Consider the following 15289-nt stretch of genomic DNA (forward strand, 5'->3'; position numbering starts at 1 on the left):
TATGGACAGTGAATTATTAAGAATATTTAATGATGAACATGAACCTATTGGTGAGGCAACTAGAGAAGAGGTACACGCGAAAGGCTTTTGGCATGAGACTTTCCATTGCTGGCTTGTTAGTAAGATAGAAGATAAGTACTATCTTTATTTTCAGCTCAGAAGCGCTTGTAAGAAGGATTATGCAAATCAGTTTGATATAACGGCCGCTGGGCATTTGCTAGCGAATGAGCGAGCTGAAGATGGTATTCGTGAATTACAAGAGGAGCTTGGATTGTCACTTACGGTTGATGATATGAAAAAGCTTGGGGTATTTGAAACGTGTATCCAACAGCCACCGATGATCGATATGGAATTTGCTCATGTGTACTATGTATTTAGTGATGCAGACTTTGTAGGATTTCAATTACAAGAGGAAGAAGTTGCTGGTATTGTTCGAGCAGAGCTAGGTACAGTGCAGGACTTCTACTCAGGTAAGTGTAAAACTCTATATGTCGAGGGGTTTGAAATCATCGAAGATGGAAAGAAGATACCTCTTGTAAAAAATGCTATACACGCTGATTTTGTTGAGCATAATGCATCCTATATGGATAATGTTTTAGCAAGATTAACAGAAGTTTTATAAGAGAAGCACGTTGCAAATGCAACGTGCTTTTTGTTTTGTTGAAGCTAGGTGACGTTTTTTTAGTGAGCAATCTGACACTCAAAGTCAAAGGGAGCCTTTGATTCGACCCTTCCAGTGCTAGTCGAGGGCCGACAGGATGTTGGTCAGATAGCCGTTGCCACAGGACGTGGCGGTTTTAGGCTACCTTCATTTAGACGGGCCACTTCAGCATTAGGAATATCCAGCTTCAGGCGCTAGCGGCTCGGGTCGATTCAGTCGGTCGCTCAAAGTCAAAGTGAGACTTTGGCTTTCTTCTTCCAACGACCTCGCAGCTGACCGAGCGTCTGAAGCATTTAATTAGATATCCAGCTTCAGGCGCTAGACTCTCGGGTCGTTTCGGTCTCTCGGCACAAGACAAAAAGCGTCTTGTGTTCGAGCCCTCCAACGCCTATCGAGTCTGGTCAAGCGCCATCAGCATTTAATATGCCTTGGCCCATACGACCATTTTTTCTGCTGGTTTGCTGCAACAGATACATACTTCTGAGATACGTTCTTGTTCAAATGGCATACATCGGGAAGTTGCACCTGTTTCTTCTTTTATCTTATCCTCACACGCTTGGTCACCACACCACATGGCTTTGATAAACCCTTGTTTTTCTTCAAGCTGTGCTTTGAATGCATCAAATGTTTGAACGCTAAATGTGTTTTCTTCGCGGTGATTTAGTGCTTTATTATATAAATCATTTTGAATTGCTTCTAACATAGCAGGCAATTTTACTTCTAGTTCATCAAGTGACACGATAATTTTTTCTCCTGAATCACGACGGGCTAGAACCACTTGATTATTTTCGATGTCTTTTGGTCCTACTTCAAGGCGTACTGGAATACCCTTCATTTCATATTCATTGAATTTCCAACCTGGTTTTTTGTCACTAGCATCAATACTAACTCGTGCCACTTTTCCAAGAAGTTCTTTTAAATCATAAGCAAAATCCAGGACGCCTTCTTTATGTTGAGCAATTGGTACAATCATTACTTGTGTTGGCGCAATACGTGGAGGAACGACTAAACCACGATCATCACCATGAACCATAATAAGTGCCCCTATTATACGTGTTGTGAACCCCCAAGATGTTTGATGAACAAATTGTTGTTTGCCTTCTTTATCAAGGTATTTAATATCAAATGCACGTGCAAAACCATCTCCGAAGTTATGTGATGTTCCTGATTGTAATGCTTTCCCGTCATGCATTAGCGTTTCGATTGTGTAAGTGGATTCAGCGCCTGCGAATTTTTCTTTCTCAGTTTTTTGACCTTTTAATACAGGAATAGCTAAGTACTCTTCACAAATTTGAGCATACACATTTAACATACGTAATGTTTCTTCTTGCGCTTCATCTTGAGTAGCGTGAGCAGTATGCCCCTCTTGCCATAAAAACTCGAGTGTACGCAAGAATGGGCGTGTTGTTTTTTCCCAGCGGACGACATTAGCCCATTGGTTATAAAGTTTTGGTAGATCACGATAAGAATGAATAATATTAGCGTAGTGTTCGCAGAATAGTGTTTCTGATGTTGGGCGGACAACTAAGCGCTCTTGTAGTTTTTCATCCCCACCATGCGTAACCCATGCCACTTCAGGAGCAAATCCTTCAACGTGATCTTTCTCTTTTTGTAATAAGGATTCAGGTATGAAAAGAGGCATATAGACATTTTCATGCCCTGTTTCTTTTAGTTTTGCATCAAGTTCATTTTTGATATTGTCCCATAATGCATAGCCATAAGGACGGATAATCATAGAACCACGAACGCTTGAATAATCGATTAAATCAGCTTTTGTTACAACGTCTGTATACCATTGAGCAAAATCCTCATCCATTGCCGTTACGTCTTTTACAAATTGTTTTGCCATTATAAACACCTCTTCTTTAAAATAAAAAGCTCCGCCTTAAATAAGGGACCCATTACGGCGGTACCACCCTTATTTAAAGCGAAGCTTTACTCTCAAACATGTTAACGACTGTCGCCGCATCATTTTTCAATGACGAACTCGAAGGTAGGTTCAAGAAGCTGTTAATAAGAATCTTCCACCAATCAATTCTCTCTCTATAAAAACAGGCTATTCTTTACTAATCCTTGTCTTTGTTTTAATTATTGTTGTTTGTGATTATAGTATTGTCTAAATAGTATGTCAATACTATATAATATTATTCAAAAGATGGGGGAGTTGTTAATGAAGAAAATTTATATTATTCGTCATTGTAAGGCTTCGGGGCAAGAAGTAGAGGCAGTGTTAACCGTTGATGGGATTGAGCAGGCTAAACAATTAGCAGAGAGATTACAACAATACGATATAAAGAGAATTATTTCTAGTCCTTTTACAAGAGCAATTCAAACGATAGAACCATTTTCTAAGAAAATGAAAATAGAAATTGAACAAGATGAAAGGTTAGCTGAACGTGTATTAAGTACACAAAATTTTGATGATTGGTTAGAAAAGTTGGAACAAACTTTTCTTGATGAAAATTTGAGGTACATAGGTGGAGAATCAAGCAAAGAAGCAGTTGCACGAATTGAACAGTTAATCAATGAATTACTCGAATCATCTACAACTGATACTGCAATTGTTTCGCATGGCAATCTATTATCATTACTCATTACAAAATACAATTCGAAATTTGGTTTTACAGGTTGGAAAACTATGAGAAATCCTGATGTGTTTTTATTGACGAAAGATGGACAAGATGTTGATATAAAGCGAATTGATATGTAAAAAATGCTATACTAAAGGATGAATGCAAACGAAAAAGGAGTAAATTATGTTAACATTTGAACAAAAACAAGCGATCATCGAAAGTTTCCCTCAATTAACTCGTAAAGAAATTTCGATGAAACGATTAAATTATCACTTTGATGGTAGCCAATATGAGAAAAAAATTGTGGTAGAAAAATTACACCCAAACGGTAACGGTTTTGTTTACGTAGGAGATTTATTACGTTATAAAACAGACGATCGTGGTTTAGTAAATATTCGTGATTTTTCTGAGCAAGAGCTACGAGAAATTATTGAAGATTCCCTTATGTACTTATCTGAAATAGATGAAGTAGTTCCTGAAGTGAGAATTGAGCAAAGTTGGCGTAACCGTAATGATGACCAACTTCTTTTAGTAGAAGAAGATCCTTTTTGGAATGTTTATCATGGCTTCAATTTAGAAGAAAGCTTCGGAACTCGTGATGATGCGGAAAACTATTTATATTCTGAAGGCTTTAAGCCGTCTAAAAAATGATGCTAACAATATCGTTTATTGGCGGTATATGAGCGGCCACCAGTGGACTTGCTGTTACTAGCTGATCCGTCTGAGCACTTGATTGCACAATATATTCGCGATGGTAAATGTTTATCGCGAGTATGGCGGGCGAGTGTTGGGTGGTCGTTTTGTTGATTTATAATACAGAAACTATCCAGATAATGAACATTGCGGTAGTCGTAAAATGGCAAGGAAGTGGCTTTGGTAAGTCACATGTTCAGTACGCCATAAGTGAAGCGACAGCTGGTTCATCGAATTCTAATTGCTACTGGTAACTTTAGCATTGGGCAACTAGCGCTGTATCAAAAATATGGATTCCGCAGGATCGAAATTGAACATGATTATCTTATTAAACATTATAAAGAAGAAATTTTTGAGAACGGCATACATGTCGAGATCGGATAGTTCTCGTAAAGGAATGCTAAAGGAAGTAGGGAATTTTATGTCTGGTAAAAAAACAGTTATTACATTAATTTCTGTCGTAATAATTGCAGTTATATTGATTGTCCTTTCAATTCAACTATTTTATAAGAATCATCCTACGCAAGGTTCCAAAGCATATTCATTGACTCCTAGTACTGTTCAATTTATAATTATCTCGAATTCAAGATATTAATTATAGAATATAGATAGGGGGATTCTCCGTGCAACATATTTTCATTAAAGGTACTGATGATAGTAAGCCAACATTGTTGTTGTTACATGGTACTGGTGGGAATGAACATGATTTAATCTCTTTAGCAAAAGAGATTGATCCAACAGCTTCTCTTTTAGGTGTACGAGGAAATGTAGTAGAGAATGGCATGCCACGCTTTTTCAGACGTTTAGCAGAAGGCGTTTTTGATATGGCTGATTTAGAGGTCCGTACAAAGGAATTGGCTGAATTTATAGACGAAGCAGCTGAGCGATATAGCTTTAATCGAGAGAATGTTGTAGCAATTGGCTATTCTAACGGGGCAAATATTGCAGGTAATTTGTTATTCCGTAATGGGCCAGTTGTGAAAGGTGCTATTTTGCATCATCCAATGGTTCCAAGAAGAGACATTGAAGTGCCAGTATTAACACAGTTACCAGTTTGGATTGGCGCCGGTAAAAATGATTATATGTGCCCTCCTCAAGAATCTAAAGATTTAGAAGGATTGTTAACAGCAGCAGGGGCAAAAGTAGAAGTATATTGGAGCGACTATGGTCATCAATTAACACATGATGAACTAAAAGCAGCAAAAGCTTGGTATGCAACTCACTTTTAATAAATATGAAAAGAGGCAACCTGATTAAGGTTACCTCTTTTTTATTTGCGATTTTTCTTTTGAAACGGCATCCACCAGTTCCAGTCACCTAATAATTTCATCAGACTTGGTACGAGCATTAGACGTATAATTGTCGCATCAATAGCAATGGCAATGGCAATGCCGACACCTATTTGCTTCACAGGCATTACATCTGTGAAGGCAAATGCACCTGTAATAACAATCATAATTAACGCAGCAGATGTAATGATTTTACTTGTAGAAGTAAGTCCATCAATCGTAGCGCGTGTATTACTCGCGCCTTTTTCATATTCTTCTTGAATTCTTGAGATAAGGAATACTTCATAGTCCATACTTAAGCCGAATACAAGGCAAAATGTAATAACAGGTATGATTAATACGATTGTCCCTTCCTCTATTCCGAAACTTCCGTATTGGAAGATATATACGAGAATTCCGAAAGCTGATGATAAGCCAATAATATTCATTAAAATAGCTTTTATAGGAATTAACACAGAACGGAATGCAAGCATTAGAATAAAGAATGTAGAGATAATAATAATGGATAGGGCTATGACGATTTTATTTGAAATTTCATCGAAAATCTCTTGATTAAACTTCGCTTCTCCACCAAGCTTAAAGTTCATGTTTAAATCTTTATCCGACCACTTTCTCACCCAATCTTGTGCCTTTGTAGAAGCTCCTTTAGCATCTAATGTAATTGGGATAAATAACTGTTTGTCATGTATAAAAGTTTCTTTTAAGGGTTTTAATTGTTCGCTAGCAGAAAGGTTTTCCATACTTTGCTGCCAGTCCTCTACCCGATTGATTTTAGATTCCGTGAAAATGGTCTTCACATCGAGGACTAAGTCATCATTCTGTAATGCTTTTTGTAGCTTTAAGATGGCATTTAAACCAGCTTTGGAATCCCATCCATCTTCACGTTCTGCTAATAAGTAAACTGTAGAATTTTTGCCTAAATTAAATTCTTTTTGTAGTTTCTCAAAAGAAGTACGAGAATCATATGAAGTGGGTAAAGCATCCATTGTTGGAATGGTTAGTTTCATATCCTTCACAGGGACAATACCGATTCCTAAGATAATCAAGGAAATAATAGCAATTGTCACTGGACGTTTCATAACTAGTGTTGCAAAATTACGCCAACGTGATTCACTATTCGGTTTCACCCGAATAATCGTCCATTTATTTAAGCGATCACCTAATAACAATATGCTTGCAGGTAACAAAGTTAATGAAGCAACAACTGCTAGGAAAACTGCAATCGTACCACCTAGTGCGATATTATGGAATATTTCTACTTGGATAACAATCATCGCACCGAGACCAATCATGACACAAAATGCAGAAAAAATAATCGAGCGTCCGGCAGTTTGAATCGTTGTTTGCACAGCTTGTTGAATGGTAGAGTGCAATCTTTCCTCACGATAACGATTGATAAACAATAATGCGAAATCTATGCTGAGTGCGAGTCCAAGCATAGGAATAATATTCATTATGAAGATCGATAAATCAAACTGTCCACTCAGCATAGATAGTATGCCAAACGCAGATACGACAGTAATGATACCAATTACAATTGGGAGAATTGAAGCGACAACGCTACCAAATGCTAGTAATAACACAAGTACTGCGATGGGCAATCCAATTGCTTCTGCGTTAGCTAAATCCTTTTGACTGGCTGTATTAAGATCGGATGAGATCACCGACCCACCTGTAATAGTAATTCCTTGTTTATTGTTTATTTTATCTCGTATCTTCGGTACTACAATTGCCATATCTTCTATGGTATTATCGAAATTTAAAATAGCATAGGAGATATTTTTTTTATGAAGTTCAGAGTTTTTTAAAGGAGATTGAATAGAATCGATTTCCTTTACCTCTTCGATTTTCTGTAAAGTCGCTTTAATATCTACGTCTTTGACATTATCAAATACGACAAATATGGTTTCAGCAGGTAGACCAAATTCTTCTGTTAGTTCGTTCATAACCGCTTGATGATCGCCATTTACTTTAAAACCATCGCCTTTTAATTGACCAGGTATTTGAATAGCAAAGTAAGCAAAGATAATGAACAATGCACACCAAACCGTTGCGATTATTTTATAATATTTTGTTATAAATCGAGATAAGTATTGCAAATGTATGTACCACCTTTCTTAAACAACTCTATGAATTAGTGTAAAGCATACTGTCTTACTTTGTCGTTAAACAGTCAAAAATTTTTACATAAAAAAAGTTCCCATCCGATAACGAATGGAAACCTATTAAGGTCATTATTAAATAAATAAGTTGAGAACAAAGAAGATGGCTGCTCCCATTATTGCAGATGTTGGTAAAGTGATAATCCACGTAAGAACAATTTTCTTTGCTACGCCCCATTTAACACCTTTAACACGTTGAGCTGAACCAACCCCCATAATAGAAGATGAGATAACATGTGTTGTACTTACAGGTAAGTGAAGTTGTGTAGCTCCGAAAATAACAGCGGCAGAAGCTAAATCAGCAGCTGCACCGTTAACAGGTCGGATTTTCATGATTTTACCGCCAACAGTTTTGATAATTTTATATCCACCAATAGATGTACCTAATCCCATTGCTGTTGCAGCTGCAATTCGTACCCACATTGGAATATCGTCACCAGTTTGTAATCCAGCAGCGATTAAAGCCATTGTAATAATACCCATTGATTTTTGGGCATCGTTTGTACCATGGGTAAAAGATTGTACCGCAGCAGTGAAGATCTGTAGTCTACGGAATCCTTTATTAGTACGGTATAAGTTTAAGTCTTTGAATAACACTTTGAAAATGGACATCATGATAAAACCAGCTACGATAGCAATAAATGGCGAGTAGATTAATGCTTTAATAATTTTGATAAATCCTTCATAGTTCAATACAGCAAAACCTGCAGCAGCAATCGCTGCACCAGCTAAGGAGCCGATTAGAGCATGCGATGAACTAGATGGAATACCATAATACCAAGTTACTAAGTTCCAAATAATTGCGGATAACAAAGCGGCTAAAATAATGATAACCCCGTTATCAATTGAAAAAGGGTCAACGATATCTTTGGCCAATGCTTTTGCTACCCCTGTAAATGTTATTGCACCTATAAAGTTCATAGTTGCGGCCATTAAGACAGCTACACGAGGAGGTAATGCACGTGTAGAAACAGCAGTTGCGATGGCATTTGCAGTATCGTGAAAACCATTAATGAAGTCGAATAATAGTGCGAAAACTACAACAAGAATGGTTAAAAATAGAACAGTATCCAATATATCTACATCTCCTAGGCGTTACGCATTATAATTGTATCCATAGTATTAGCAACATCTTGGCAATAATCAGCTACTTCTTCAAGTTGTTCGTAAATATCTTTGAATTGAATTATGCGAATAGGATCTTTTTCATGTAAGAATAGTTGTTTAATTGATGTGCGAAGAACGTCATCACATTTGCGCTCATAGTCTTTAATGAGGATGGAATGATCACGCATAGCGATCAGTTTTTTGTTTGTTAAATGTCCCATTGCTGCGACAATTTCATCTGTACTTTTTACGATGTATTTAAGGAAATCACGCATATAGTCGTCTACCTCTGTTAATGAGAACATTTCGAAGTGGGCGATACAGCCTTCAATGCCATCAAGTACATCATCCATACGTACAGCTAATTCCAAAATATCTTCACGTTCGATCGGTGTCATAAATGATTTGTTTAACATGAAAATTAATTCATGAATTAATTTATCTCCATCGGTCTCATACTGTTTTAATGTTACGCTAAGCTCTTTTAAATCTGCGATGCTTGTAATTTTAAAATCATTTGCATAATGAACAGCTTCATTAACTGATTCTGCAATTTTCAACAGCGACGCAAAAAAAGGGTCTTGTTTTTTTGAGCTAAACATGTGAATCCTCCTAGGTTGAATATCAACTTATCAATCTCTTTTAACGCTACACAATCATAACAAAATGCAATAGGAATCCCCACATTATTTACATAATTTCGACTAAAATTTACATTCCCGTAATATTAGAAATAATTCTAAATAAAATGTGTAAAATATTTGAAAAAAATGAAACTTTCCCTCCGCTTAACCGTATAACGTATTGTAAGGAAAATAACATAAGTATGAGAGGTGAGTCTAATAGAACTGTTTGGTATAGCAATCCAACAAGTGTATTTATATTCCCTAATAATTCTTGCGGTATGCATGGTCTTATTTTTATTTTTCGGAGATGTAATTGATGGTGTAGGAGAAGGTATTCCGTTTTTTAATCCAGCGGTTATTCTTTCTTTTCTAACATTCTTTGCAGCAATTGGTTTCATCTTTGAAAGTTTAACGTCATTTTCTAGTATCGTGATCATCGCATTTGCAACAATTATCTCTACCGTATTAAGTGTATTACTCTATTTCTTTATCTTATTACCATTAAAATCAGCAGAAGTATCAATGGCGTATACAGATGAGTCATTGGCAGGGCAAATTGGTAAGGTAATTGTACCTATTCCTGTTGATGGGTTTGGTGAAGTTGTTATTGAAACTGTAAATGGTTTAATTTCAAAACGTGCTGTCGGTTTTGATAATGAAGAAATTGAGTATAACCAACAGGTCCTTATAGTAGAAGTAAAAGAAGGCACGGTCTATGTCAGAGCATATGAGCCGATGTTTTCAAAATAGATAAAAGGGGGAAATGAAATGGATTTTGGAAATATAGGATTATTAGTCGTAATAGGAATTGTAGCTTTTGTGTTATTAGCGATTATTGGTGTTTATGTTACTAAATACCGAACAGCAGGTCCAGATGAAGCGCTAATCGTAACCGGGAGTTACTTAGGCTCAAAAAACGTACATACAGACGAATCAGGTAATCGAATTAAAATTATCCGTGGTGGTGGTACATTCGTACTTCCTGTATTCCAGCAAGCAGAACCATTAAGCTTATTATCTAGCAAACTAGAAGTCACAACACCTGAAGTATATACAGAGCAAGGTGTTCCAGTAATGGCGGATGGTATTGCAATCATTAAAATCGGCGGTTCTATTTCTGAAATTGCGACAGCAGCAGAGCAGTTCTTAGGAAAACCTAAAGAAGAACGTGAAAATGAGGCGAAGGAAGTTTTAGAAGGTCATCTACGTTCTATCTTAGGTTCTATGACAGTTGAAGAAATTTATAAAAATCGCGATAAATTCTCACAAGAAGTTCAACGTGTTGCATCACAAGATTTAGCTAAAATGGGTTTGATCATAGTTTCATTTACAATTAAGGATGTACGTGATAAAAACGGTTACCTTGATTCATTAGGGAAGCCAAGAATCGCGCAGGTAAGACGTGACGCTGACATTGCAACAGCAGAGGCAGAAAAGGAAACACGTATTAAACGTGCTGAATCAGATAAAGAAGCACAAAAAGCAGAGCTTGAACGTGCTACTGAGATTGCAGAAGCAGAAAAAGAAAACCAATTAAAAGTAGCTGAATTCCGTCGCGAGCAAGATATTGCTAAAGCCCGTGCTGACCAAGCATATGAGCTAGAATCAGCTAAAGCAAAACAAGAAGTAACAGAACAAGAAATGCAAGTTCGTATCATCGAGCGTCAAAAACAAATTGAGTTAGAAGAAAAAGAGATTCTTCGTCGTGAGAAACAATACGATTCCGAAGTGAAGAAGAAAGCTGACGCGGATCGTTATGCAATAGAGCAAAACGCAGCAGCAGATAAAATGAAACAATTAGCTCAAGCCGATGCGGAGAAATATAGCATCGAAGCAAGAGCGAAGGCTGATGCAGAAAAAGTACGTTTAGATGGTCTTGCAAAAGCTGACTCAGAACGTGCACAAGGTGAAGCCGAAGCAGATATTATCCGTCTTAAAGGTCTTGCAGAAGCAGAAGCGAAACGTAAGATTGCCGAAGCGTTCGAGCAATACGGCCAAGCAGCTGTACTTGATATGGTCATTCACATGATGCCTGAATACGCGAAACAAGTTGCTAGTCCGCTTTCAAATATCGACAAAATAACAGTCGTTGATACAGGAAGTGGTGGTGAAGGCGGCGGTGGTGCAAACAAAGTCACTGCTTATGCAACGAACTTAATGTCTACTTTACAAGAATCTCTTAAAGAGACATCGGGGATTGATATGAAAGAGCTAATAGAAAACTACTCGGGCAAAGGTACGATTCGCCCAAGTATCGAAAGATTAGCAGATGAAATCCAAGGTAAGTCAACTGCATCAACAACTGCAGTTATTGAACCAAAAGAAGAAGCTTAAATGAAAGGGCTGGCTCATGAAAATGAGTCAGCTTTTTATGTATAAAAAGAATAAGACTTGTCTAATTATATAAAAAGCCTACTACTTAATAATAATGTTGCTTATTTGTCATACAAGTTTAAATACTTATTAAGGTACAATAGGGGAAAAGTGTGTGAAGGAGTTATTAGTAATGAAATTTAAATGGCTTACGTTATTACTAGCTGGTTCTATGATATTGACTGCTTGCGGTAGTGGTGAGGACAAGGCAGATGAACCGGTAAAACAAGAACAACACAATGAAGAATCAGGACATCAACACACTGTAGCTAATGGTGATATTCAAGAGACGACAGCTTCAGCAGATGTTCTTCCAAGCTTTTTAGATAAACAATCTGAAGATTTGAAGCTTGTTTATAAAGCGACAGGTCAAGCAACAGAGATTCTTAAATGGATACCTTGCTATTGTGGGTGTGGAGAAAGTGCAGGCCATAAAAGCAATATGAACTGCTTTGTTAAAGAAGTGAAAAAGGATGGCTCAATCGTTTGGGATGATCATGGAACAAGATGTGTAGCTTGTGTAGAAATTGCAATCCAATCAATTAAAATGGCGCAAGAAGGTAAGTCATTAAAAGAGATTCGCAAAGTAATTGATGAAGCTTATAAAGAAGGTTACGCTAAACCGACGCCAACGCCAACACCAGCTTAATATAATTTTCAAACCTTGTACTAGCTTTTGAGTACAGGGTTTTTTATATCTCTTATGCAAACAGCATTTAAGACATTCTAATAAGAAAGCGTTATCATAAATGGTGGAAAGGTAATAAGTTTCGTAGAAAAACAAGGGAGATGGATGACTTTGGATTATCGTATTGAACATGATTCTATGGGAGAGATAAAAGTAGCATCAGCACATAAATGGGGAGCTCAAACACAGCGTAGTAAGGAAAATTTTAAGATTGGTACAGAACAAATGCCAATTGAATTTATTTATGCGTATGCACTCCTAAAAAAAGCAGCAGCTACTGTTAGTGCCGAGCTTGGTAATCTGTCACCAGTTAAGGCCAGTGCCATTGTTCACGCAGCTGATGAAATTATTGCAGGTAAATGGGATGAAGAATTCCCACTTGTTGTGTGGCAAACGGGTAGTGGTACGCAAACCAATATGAATATCAATGAAGTGATCGCCCATCTTGGAAATGCATATTTGCAAAAACAAGGTAGTGATGAAAGACTGCACCCAAATGATGATGTTAACAAATCTCAAAGCTCTAATGACTCATTTCCGACAGCTATGCATATTGCAGCTATTACTGTTGTTACGAATGATTTACTACCTGCTCTACAAGAGATAAAAGCAACATTGCAGGCAAAAGCTGAGCAATTTAAAATGACGATTAAAATTGGCCGTACGCATTTGCAAGATGCAACACCTTTAACACTGGGTCAAGAGATAAGTGGATGGTTGCATATGATTGAGAAATCAGAGCAAATGATTAAGCAAAGTAAAGAACATTTATTAGAGCTTGCGATTGGAGGAACGGCAGTAGGGACGGGAATCAATGCACCTAGTGAATTTGGTGACAGAGTAGCTAAAGCTTTAGATGAAGAAACTGGACTCCATTTCATTTCATCTGAAAATAAATTTCATGCACTCACAAGTCATGATCAAATTGTACATGTGCATGGTGCTTTAAAGGGCTTGGCAGCAGATATGATGAAAATTGCCAATGATGTTCGTTGGCTTGCAAGTGGTCCTCGAAGTGGTATTGGCGAAATCACTATTCCTGAAAATGAACCGGGTAGCTCGATTATGCCGGGTAAAGTAAACCCAACACAATGTGAAGCTGTTACGATGGTAGCGACTCAAGTTATGGGCAATGATGTGACGATTGGTATTGCAGCAAGCCAAGGGAATTTTGAACTCAATGTATTTAAGCCTGTTATTCTATACAACTTCATGCAATCTGTCAGTTTGTTAAGCGACGTTATCCGAAGCTTTAACGAACACTGTTTAGTAGGCATTGAGGCAAATGAAGAAAAACTAGACCATTTTGTGAAAAATTCACTTATGTTAGTGACGGCACTTAATCCACACATTGGTTATGAAAATGCAGCCAAAATAGCGAAGCATGCACATAAAAATAACCTGACATTAAAATCAGCAGCGCTTGCAACAGGATTATTAACTGAAGCTCAATTTGATGAAATAGTAGACCCGGTGAAAATGATTCAATTTTAAATTACAACATTAAAAGGCCTTGCACTTCAGCAGAAGAAAAACTGCTGAATGCAAGGCTTTATATTATTTAATATAGTGATTACTTACAAGGTCTTTTTGTATAATATTTGTTGGGATTTTGAATTTAACTGTACCCATATAGCCTGGTGCAACCTCAAATTGATCAAAGTAGATGATAAGCTCATTATTCTTTGTAATAGAGAAGTTTTGATCTTCTTTAATTTTGTCAAATCCATCGTTTACATCTGATTCTCCTGCAATAAAGTATGTTTTCTCAACATCAGCAGCCATTTGTTTACGCATTTCATCTTTAATATAATTTGAGATGGTTTCGATATAGTCATTATCTTTGAATAGACTTGGTAAAGTAATGAGTAGTTCATTCTTTTTGTCTATTGTATCGTTGTGAATTGTCTCATAGCTTGAAGCTTGTGTTTCTACAGTATAGCGACTAATTGAAAGTAAATCTTCTGTATCTGTTAATACTTTATAGCCGGCGTCTACCCCTAAGTGTCCTCCGCCTTGTTCTTCAATTTTGGCCATTTTTTTTTGGAACTGAGCAAATAGCTTAGCATTTTCTTGCTCGTATTTTGAATTCAATGTTGCTTCCAATTCTTTGTTCTCAAGGCCAGTAATTTGAGGAGTTGAAATGTTGGCTTGCGAATTGTCATTACCATCAGTTAATTCGTTGATTGAGATGACTTTAATAATTGAACTTAAGACAGGAATGTTAGACATTGATTGTGCAAAGGCAGGACTTATGTTTACACTACCTGCAAATATTATTGCAGCAGCTGCGGCCCCTAGTCCAAAATTTTTAAGAGGGTTCATTTTTTTTCGCTTATTATTTTTCATTGGGTTAGCTTCCTTTATTGCTTTTTGGACAACAAAATTTAGTTCATCAGGAATTTCAATATTGTCGAATTTTTTTTTGGCGTCGTTAATTTTACTCATGATTCCACATCCTCTTTCATTTCTATGCGTAGCTTACGCAATGCGGCATAAAGCCTCGTTTTAATTGTGTTGCTATTTTCCCCGAGCATTTCGGCAATATCATCGATTTTCATATCCTCGAAGAAGCGCAAGATGATAATGGTTTTGTAAGTAATGGGTAAATGATCAATGGCGTCATATAAATCTAAATCATGTAAATTAATTTCTTGGTTTGGTAAGTGAAAATCTAAAATTTCATCTGGAGAAGCAATTGTTCGTTTGTTTCTTTTTATATAATCGATAGATGTATTGATTAAAATACGATAAAACCATGTTTTAATATATTCAATTTGTTCTATATAATCGATTGATTTGAGTGCTTTAACAATGCTCTCCTGTACGATATCTAGTGCATCTTCTTTGTTTTTTACATAGCTAAATGCTAGGCGATAATATGAATGCTGATTTTCTATTATAAATGCTTCTACAAGCTTGTATTTTTCCTCTTTTGTCATGACTAGTTAAACTCCTTCACAAATATAGCGTATCGCGAAAACACTACAATATTTTGACTTGGAAGTACCTCGAAAAGTTTGCATCTATCAAAATTTAATTAAAAACCTTAACGCCACTATATCTAATCTTAAGAATTTCTTCATCTTTATCCTTCTTATTACTTAAGAATCTATG

At 36.7% G+C, this 15289-nt stretch carries 16 protein-coding genes and 1 other annotated feature; of the genes, 10 read left to right on the forward strand and 6 right to left on the reverse strand.

The annotated features are described in order from the left end of the window. Position 1 precedes the first annotated feature (1 nt). The gene (locus AMD00_RS21890; protein WP_053419120.1) at positions 2-622 is read left to right on the forward strand and encodes an NUDIX hydrolase; all 621 of its coding nucleotides are present in this window, start codon (positions 2-4) and stop codon (positions 620-622) included. Between the two features lie 457 nt (positions 623-1079). Here AMD00_RS21890 and proS read toward each other — a convergent pair whose 3' ends face one another. Further along, the gene (proS, locus tag AMD00_RS21895) at positions 1080-2510 is read right to left on the reverse strand and encodes a proline--tRNA ligase (RefSeq protein WP_053419121.1); all 1431 of its coding nucleotides are present in this window, start codon (positions 2508-2510) and stop codon (positions 1080-1082) included. Positions 2511-2550: 40 nt separating this feature from the next. After that, positions 2551-2750 (reverse strand) — a binding site (T-box leader). A gap of 81 nt (positions 2751-2831) precedes the next feature. Between proS and AMD00_RS21900 the strand changes: the two genes are divergently transcribed. The 5 genes from AMD00_RS21900 (at position 2832) to AMD00_RS21915 (ending at position 5156) form a co-directional block, all read left to right on the forward strand. Next, positions 2832-3371, forward strand: coding sequence for a histidine phosphatase family protein (locus AMD00_RS21900; protein ID WP_053419122.1), 540 nt, complete (start codon positions 2832-2834; stop codon positions 3369-3371). Positions 3372-3417: 46 nt separating this feature from the next. Further along, a complete protein-coding gene (locus AMD00_RS21905; RefSeq protein WP_053419123.1) occupies positions 3418-3885 on the forward strand; it encodes a hypothetical protein in 468 nt (155 codons plus the stop codon). A gap of 152 nt (positions 3886-4037) precedes the next feature. Next, the gene (locus AMD00_RS24360; protein WP_407701132.1) at positions 4038-4181 is read left to right on the forward strand and encodes a hypothetical protein; all 144 of its coding nucleotides are present in this window, start codon (positions 4038-4040) and stop codon (positions 4179-4181) included. A 113-nt stretch (positions 4182-4294) separates the two neighbouring features. Beyond that, positions 4295-4522, forward strand: a complete 228-nt coding sequence (locus tag AMD00_RS23340; RefSeq protein WP_169786380.1) for a hypothetical protein — start codon at positions 4295-4297, stop codon at positions 4520-4522. A gap of 28 nt (positions 4523-4550) precedes the next feature. Beyond that, entirely contained in the window at positions 4551-5156 is a 606-nt protein-coding gene (locus tag AMD00_RS21915; protein ID WP_053419124.1) for an alpha/beta hydrolase, read from the forward strand. Between the two features lie 41 nt (positions 5157-5197). On the opposite strand, the gene AMD00_RS21920 is transcribed toward AMD00_RS21915, so the two are convergent. The 3 genes from AMD00_RS21920 to AMD00_RS21930 all read right to left on the reverse strand — a co-directional run bounded on the left by AMD00_RS21920 (position 5198) and on the right by AMD00_RS21930 (position 9087). Next, a complete protein-coding gene (locus AMD00_RS21920; protein ID WP_053419125.1) occupies positions 5198-7315 on the reverse strand; it encodes an MMPL family transporter in 2118 nt (705 codons plus the stop codon). Positions 7316-7453: 138 nt separating this feature from the next. Beyond that, positions 7454-8452 (reverse strand): inorganic phosphate transporter, encoded by a 999-nt coding sequence (locus AMD00_RS21925; protein WP_053419126.1) that lies wholly within the window; start codon positions 8450-8452, stop codon positions 7454-7456. A gap of 14 nt (positions 8453-8466) precedes the next feature. Next, on the reverse strand, positions 8467-9087 hold the full coding sequence (locus AMD00_RS21930; RefSeq protein ID WP_053419127.1) for a DUF47 domain-containing protein: 621 nt from the start codon (positions 9085-9087) through the stop codon (positions 8467-8469). A gap of 240 nt (positions 9088-9327) precedes the next feature. Between AMD00_RS21930 and AMD00_RS21935 the strand changes: the two genes are divergently transcribed. The 4 genes from AMD00_RS21935 (at position 9328) to fumC (ending at position 13666) form a co-directional block, all read left to right on the forward strand. Beyond that, the gene (locus tag AMD00_RS21935; RefSeq protein ID WP_193741098.1) at positions 9328-9861 is read left to right on the forward strand and encodes an NfeD family protein; all 534 of its coding nucleotides are present in this window, start codon (positions 9328-9330) and stop codon (positions 9859-9861) included. A gap of 18 nt (positions 9862-9879) precedes the next feature. Beyond that, the gene (locus tag AMD00_RS21940; protein ID WP_053419128.1) at positions 9880-11445 is read left to right on the forward strand and encodes a flotillin family protein; all 1566 of its coding nucleotides are present in this window, start codon (positions 9880-9882) and stop codon (positions 11443-11445) included. Between the two features lie 172 nt (positions 11446-11617). Further along, positions 11618-12133: a PCYCGC motif-containing (lipo)protein gene (locus AMD00_RS21945; protein ID WP_053419232.1), complete on the forward strand. Its 516-nt coding sequence runs from the start codon at positions 11618-11620 to the stop codon at positions 12131-12133. Between the two features lie 150 nt (positions 12134-12283). After that, positions 12284-13666, forward strand: a complete 1383-nt coding sequence (gene fumC / locus AMD00_RS21950) for a class II fumarate hydratase (RefSeq protein WP_053419129.1) — start codon at positions 12284-12286, stop codon at positions 13664-13666. Between the two features lie 63 nt (positions 13667-13729). Here the strand turns inward: fumC and AMD00_RS21955 are convergent, their stop codons facing one another. Continuing rightward, entirely contained in the window at positions 13730-14620 is an 891-nt protein-coding gene (locus AMD00_RS21955) for a DUF3298 and DUF4163 domain-containing protein (protein WP_053419130.1), read from the reverse strand. Further along, positions 14617-15114, reverse strand: coding sequence for an RNA polymerase sigma factor (locus AMD00_RS21960; protein ID WP_053419131.1), 498 nt, complete (start codon positions 15112-15114; stop codon positions 14617-14619). The genes AMD00_RS21955 and AMD00_RS21960 overlap by 4 nt, the downstream gene beginning before the upstream one ends. Between the last annotated feature and the right edge of the window lie 175 nt (positions 15115-15289).

The sequence above is a fragment of the Viridibacillus arvi genome (assembly GCF_001274945.1).
GTDB classification, from domain to species: Bacteria; Bacillota; Bacilli; order Bacillales_A; family Planococcaceae; genus Viridibacillus; species Viridibacillus arvi.

Excerpts from the sequence above, each read along its gene's own strand:
- AMD00_RS21890 (WP_053419120.1), top strand. The coding sequence starts at position 2 with ATGGACAGTGAATTATTAAGAATATTTAATGATGAACATGAACCTATT.
- proS (WP_053419121.1), bottom strand. The coding sequence starts at position 2,510 with ATGGCAAAACAATTTGTAAAAGACGTAACGGCAATGGATGAGGATTTT.
- AMD00_RS21900 (WP_053419122.1), top strand. The coding sequence starts at position 2,832 with ATGAAGAAAATTTATATTATTCGTCATTGTAAGGCTTCGGGGCAAGAA.
- AMD00_RS21905 (WP_053419123.1), top strand. The coding sequence starts at position 3,418 with ATGTTAACATTTGAACAAAAACAAGCGATCATCGAAAGTTTCCCTCAA.
- AMD00_RS23340 (WP_169786380.1), top strand. The coding sequence starts at position 4,295 with ATGTCGAGATCGGATAGTTCTCGTAAAGGAATGCTAAAGGAAGTAGGG.
- AMD00_RS21930 (WP_053419127.1), bottom strand. The coding sequence starts at position 9,087 with ATGTTTAGCTCAAAAAAACAAGACCCTTTTTTTGCGTCGCTGTTGAAA.
- AMD00_RS21940 (WP_053419128.1), top strand. The coding sequence starts at position 9,880 with ATGGATTTTGGAAATATAGGATTATTAGTCGTAATAGGAATTGTAGCT.
- AMD00_RS21945 (WP_053419232.1), top strand. The coding sequence starts at position 11,618 with ATGAAATTTAAATGGCTTACGTTATTACTAGCTGGTTCTATGATATTG.
- AMD00_RS21955 (WP_053419130.1), bottom strand. The coding sequence starts at position 14,620 with ATGAGTAAAATTAACGACGCCAAAAAAAAATTCGACAATATTGAAATT.
- AMD00_RS21960 (WP_053419131.1), bottom strand. The coding sequence starts at position 15,114 with ATGACAAAAGAGGAAAAATACAAGCTTGTAGAAGCATTTATAATAGAA.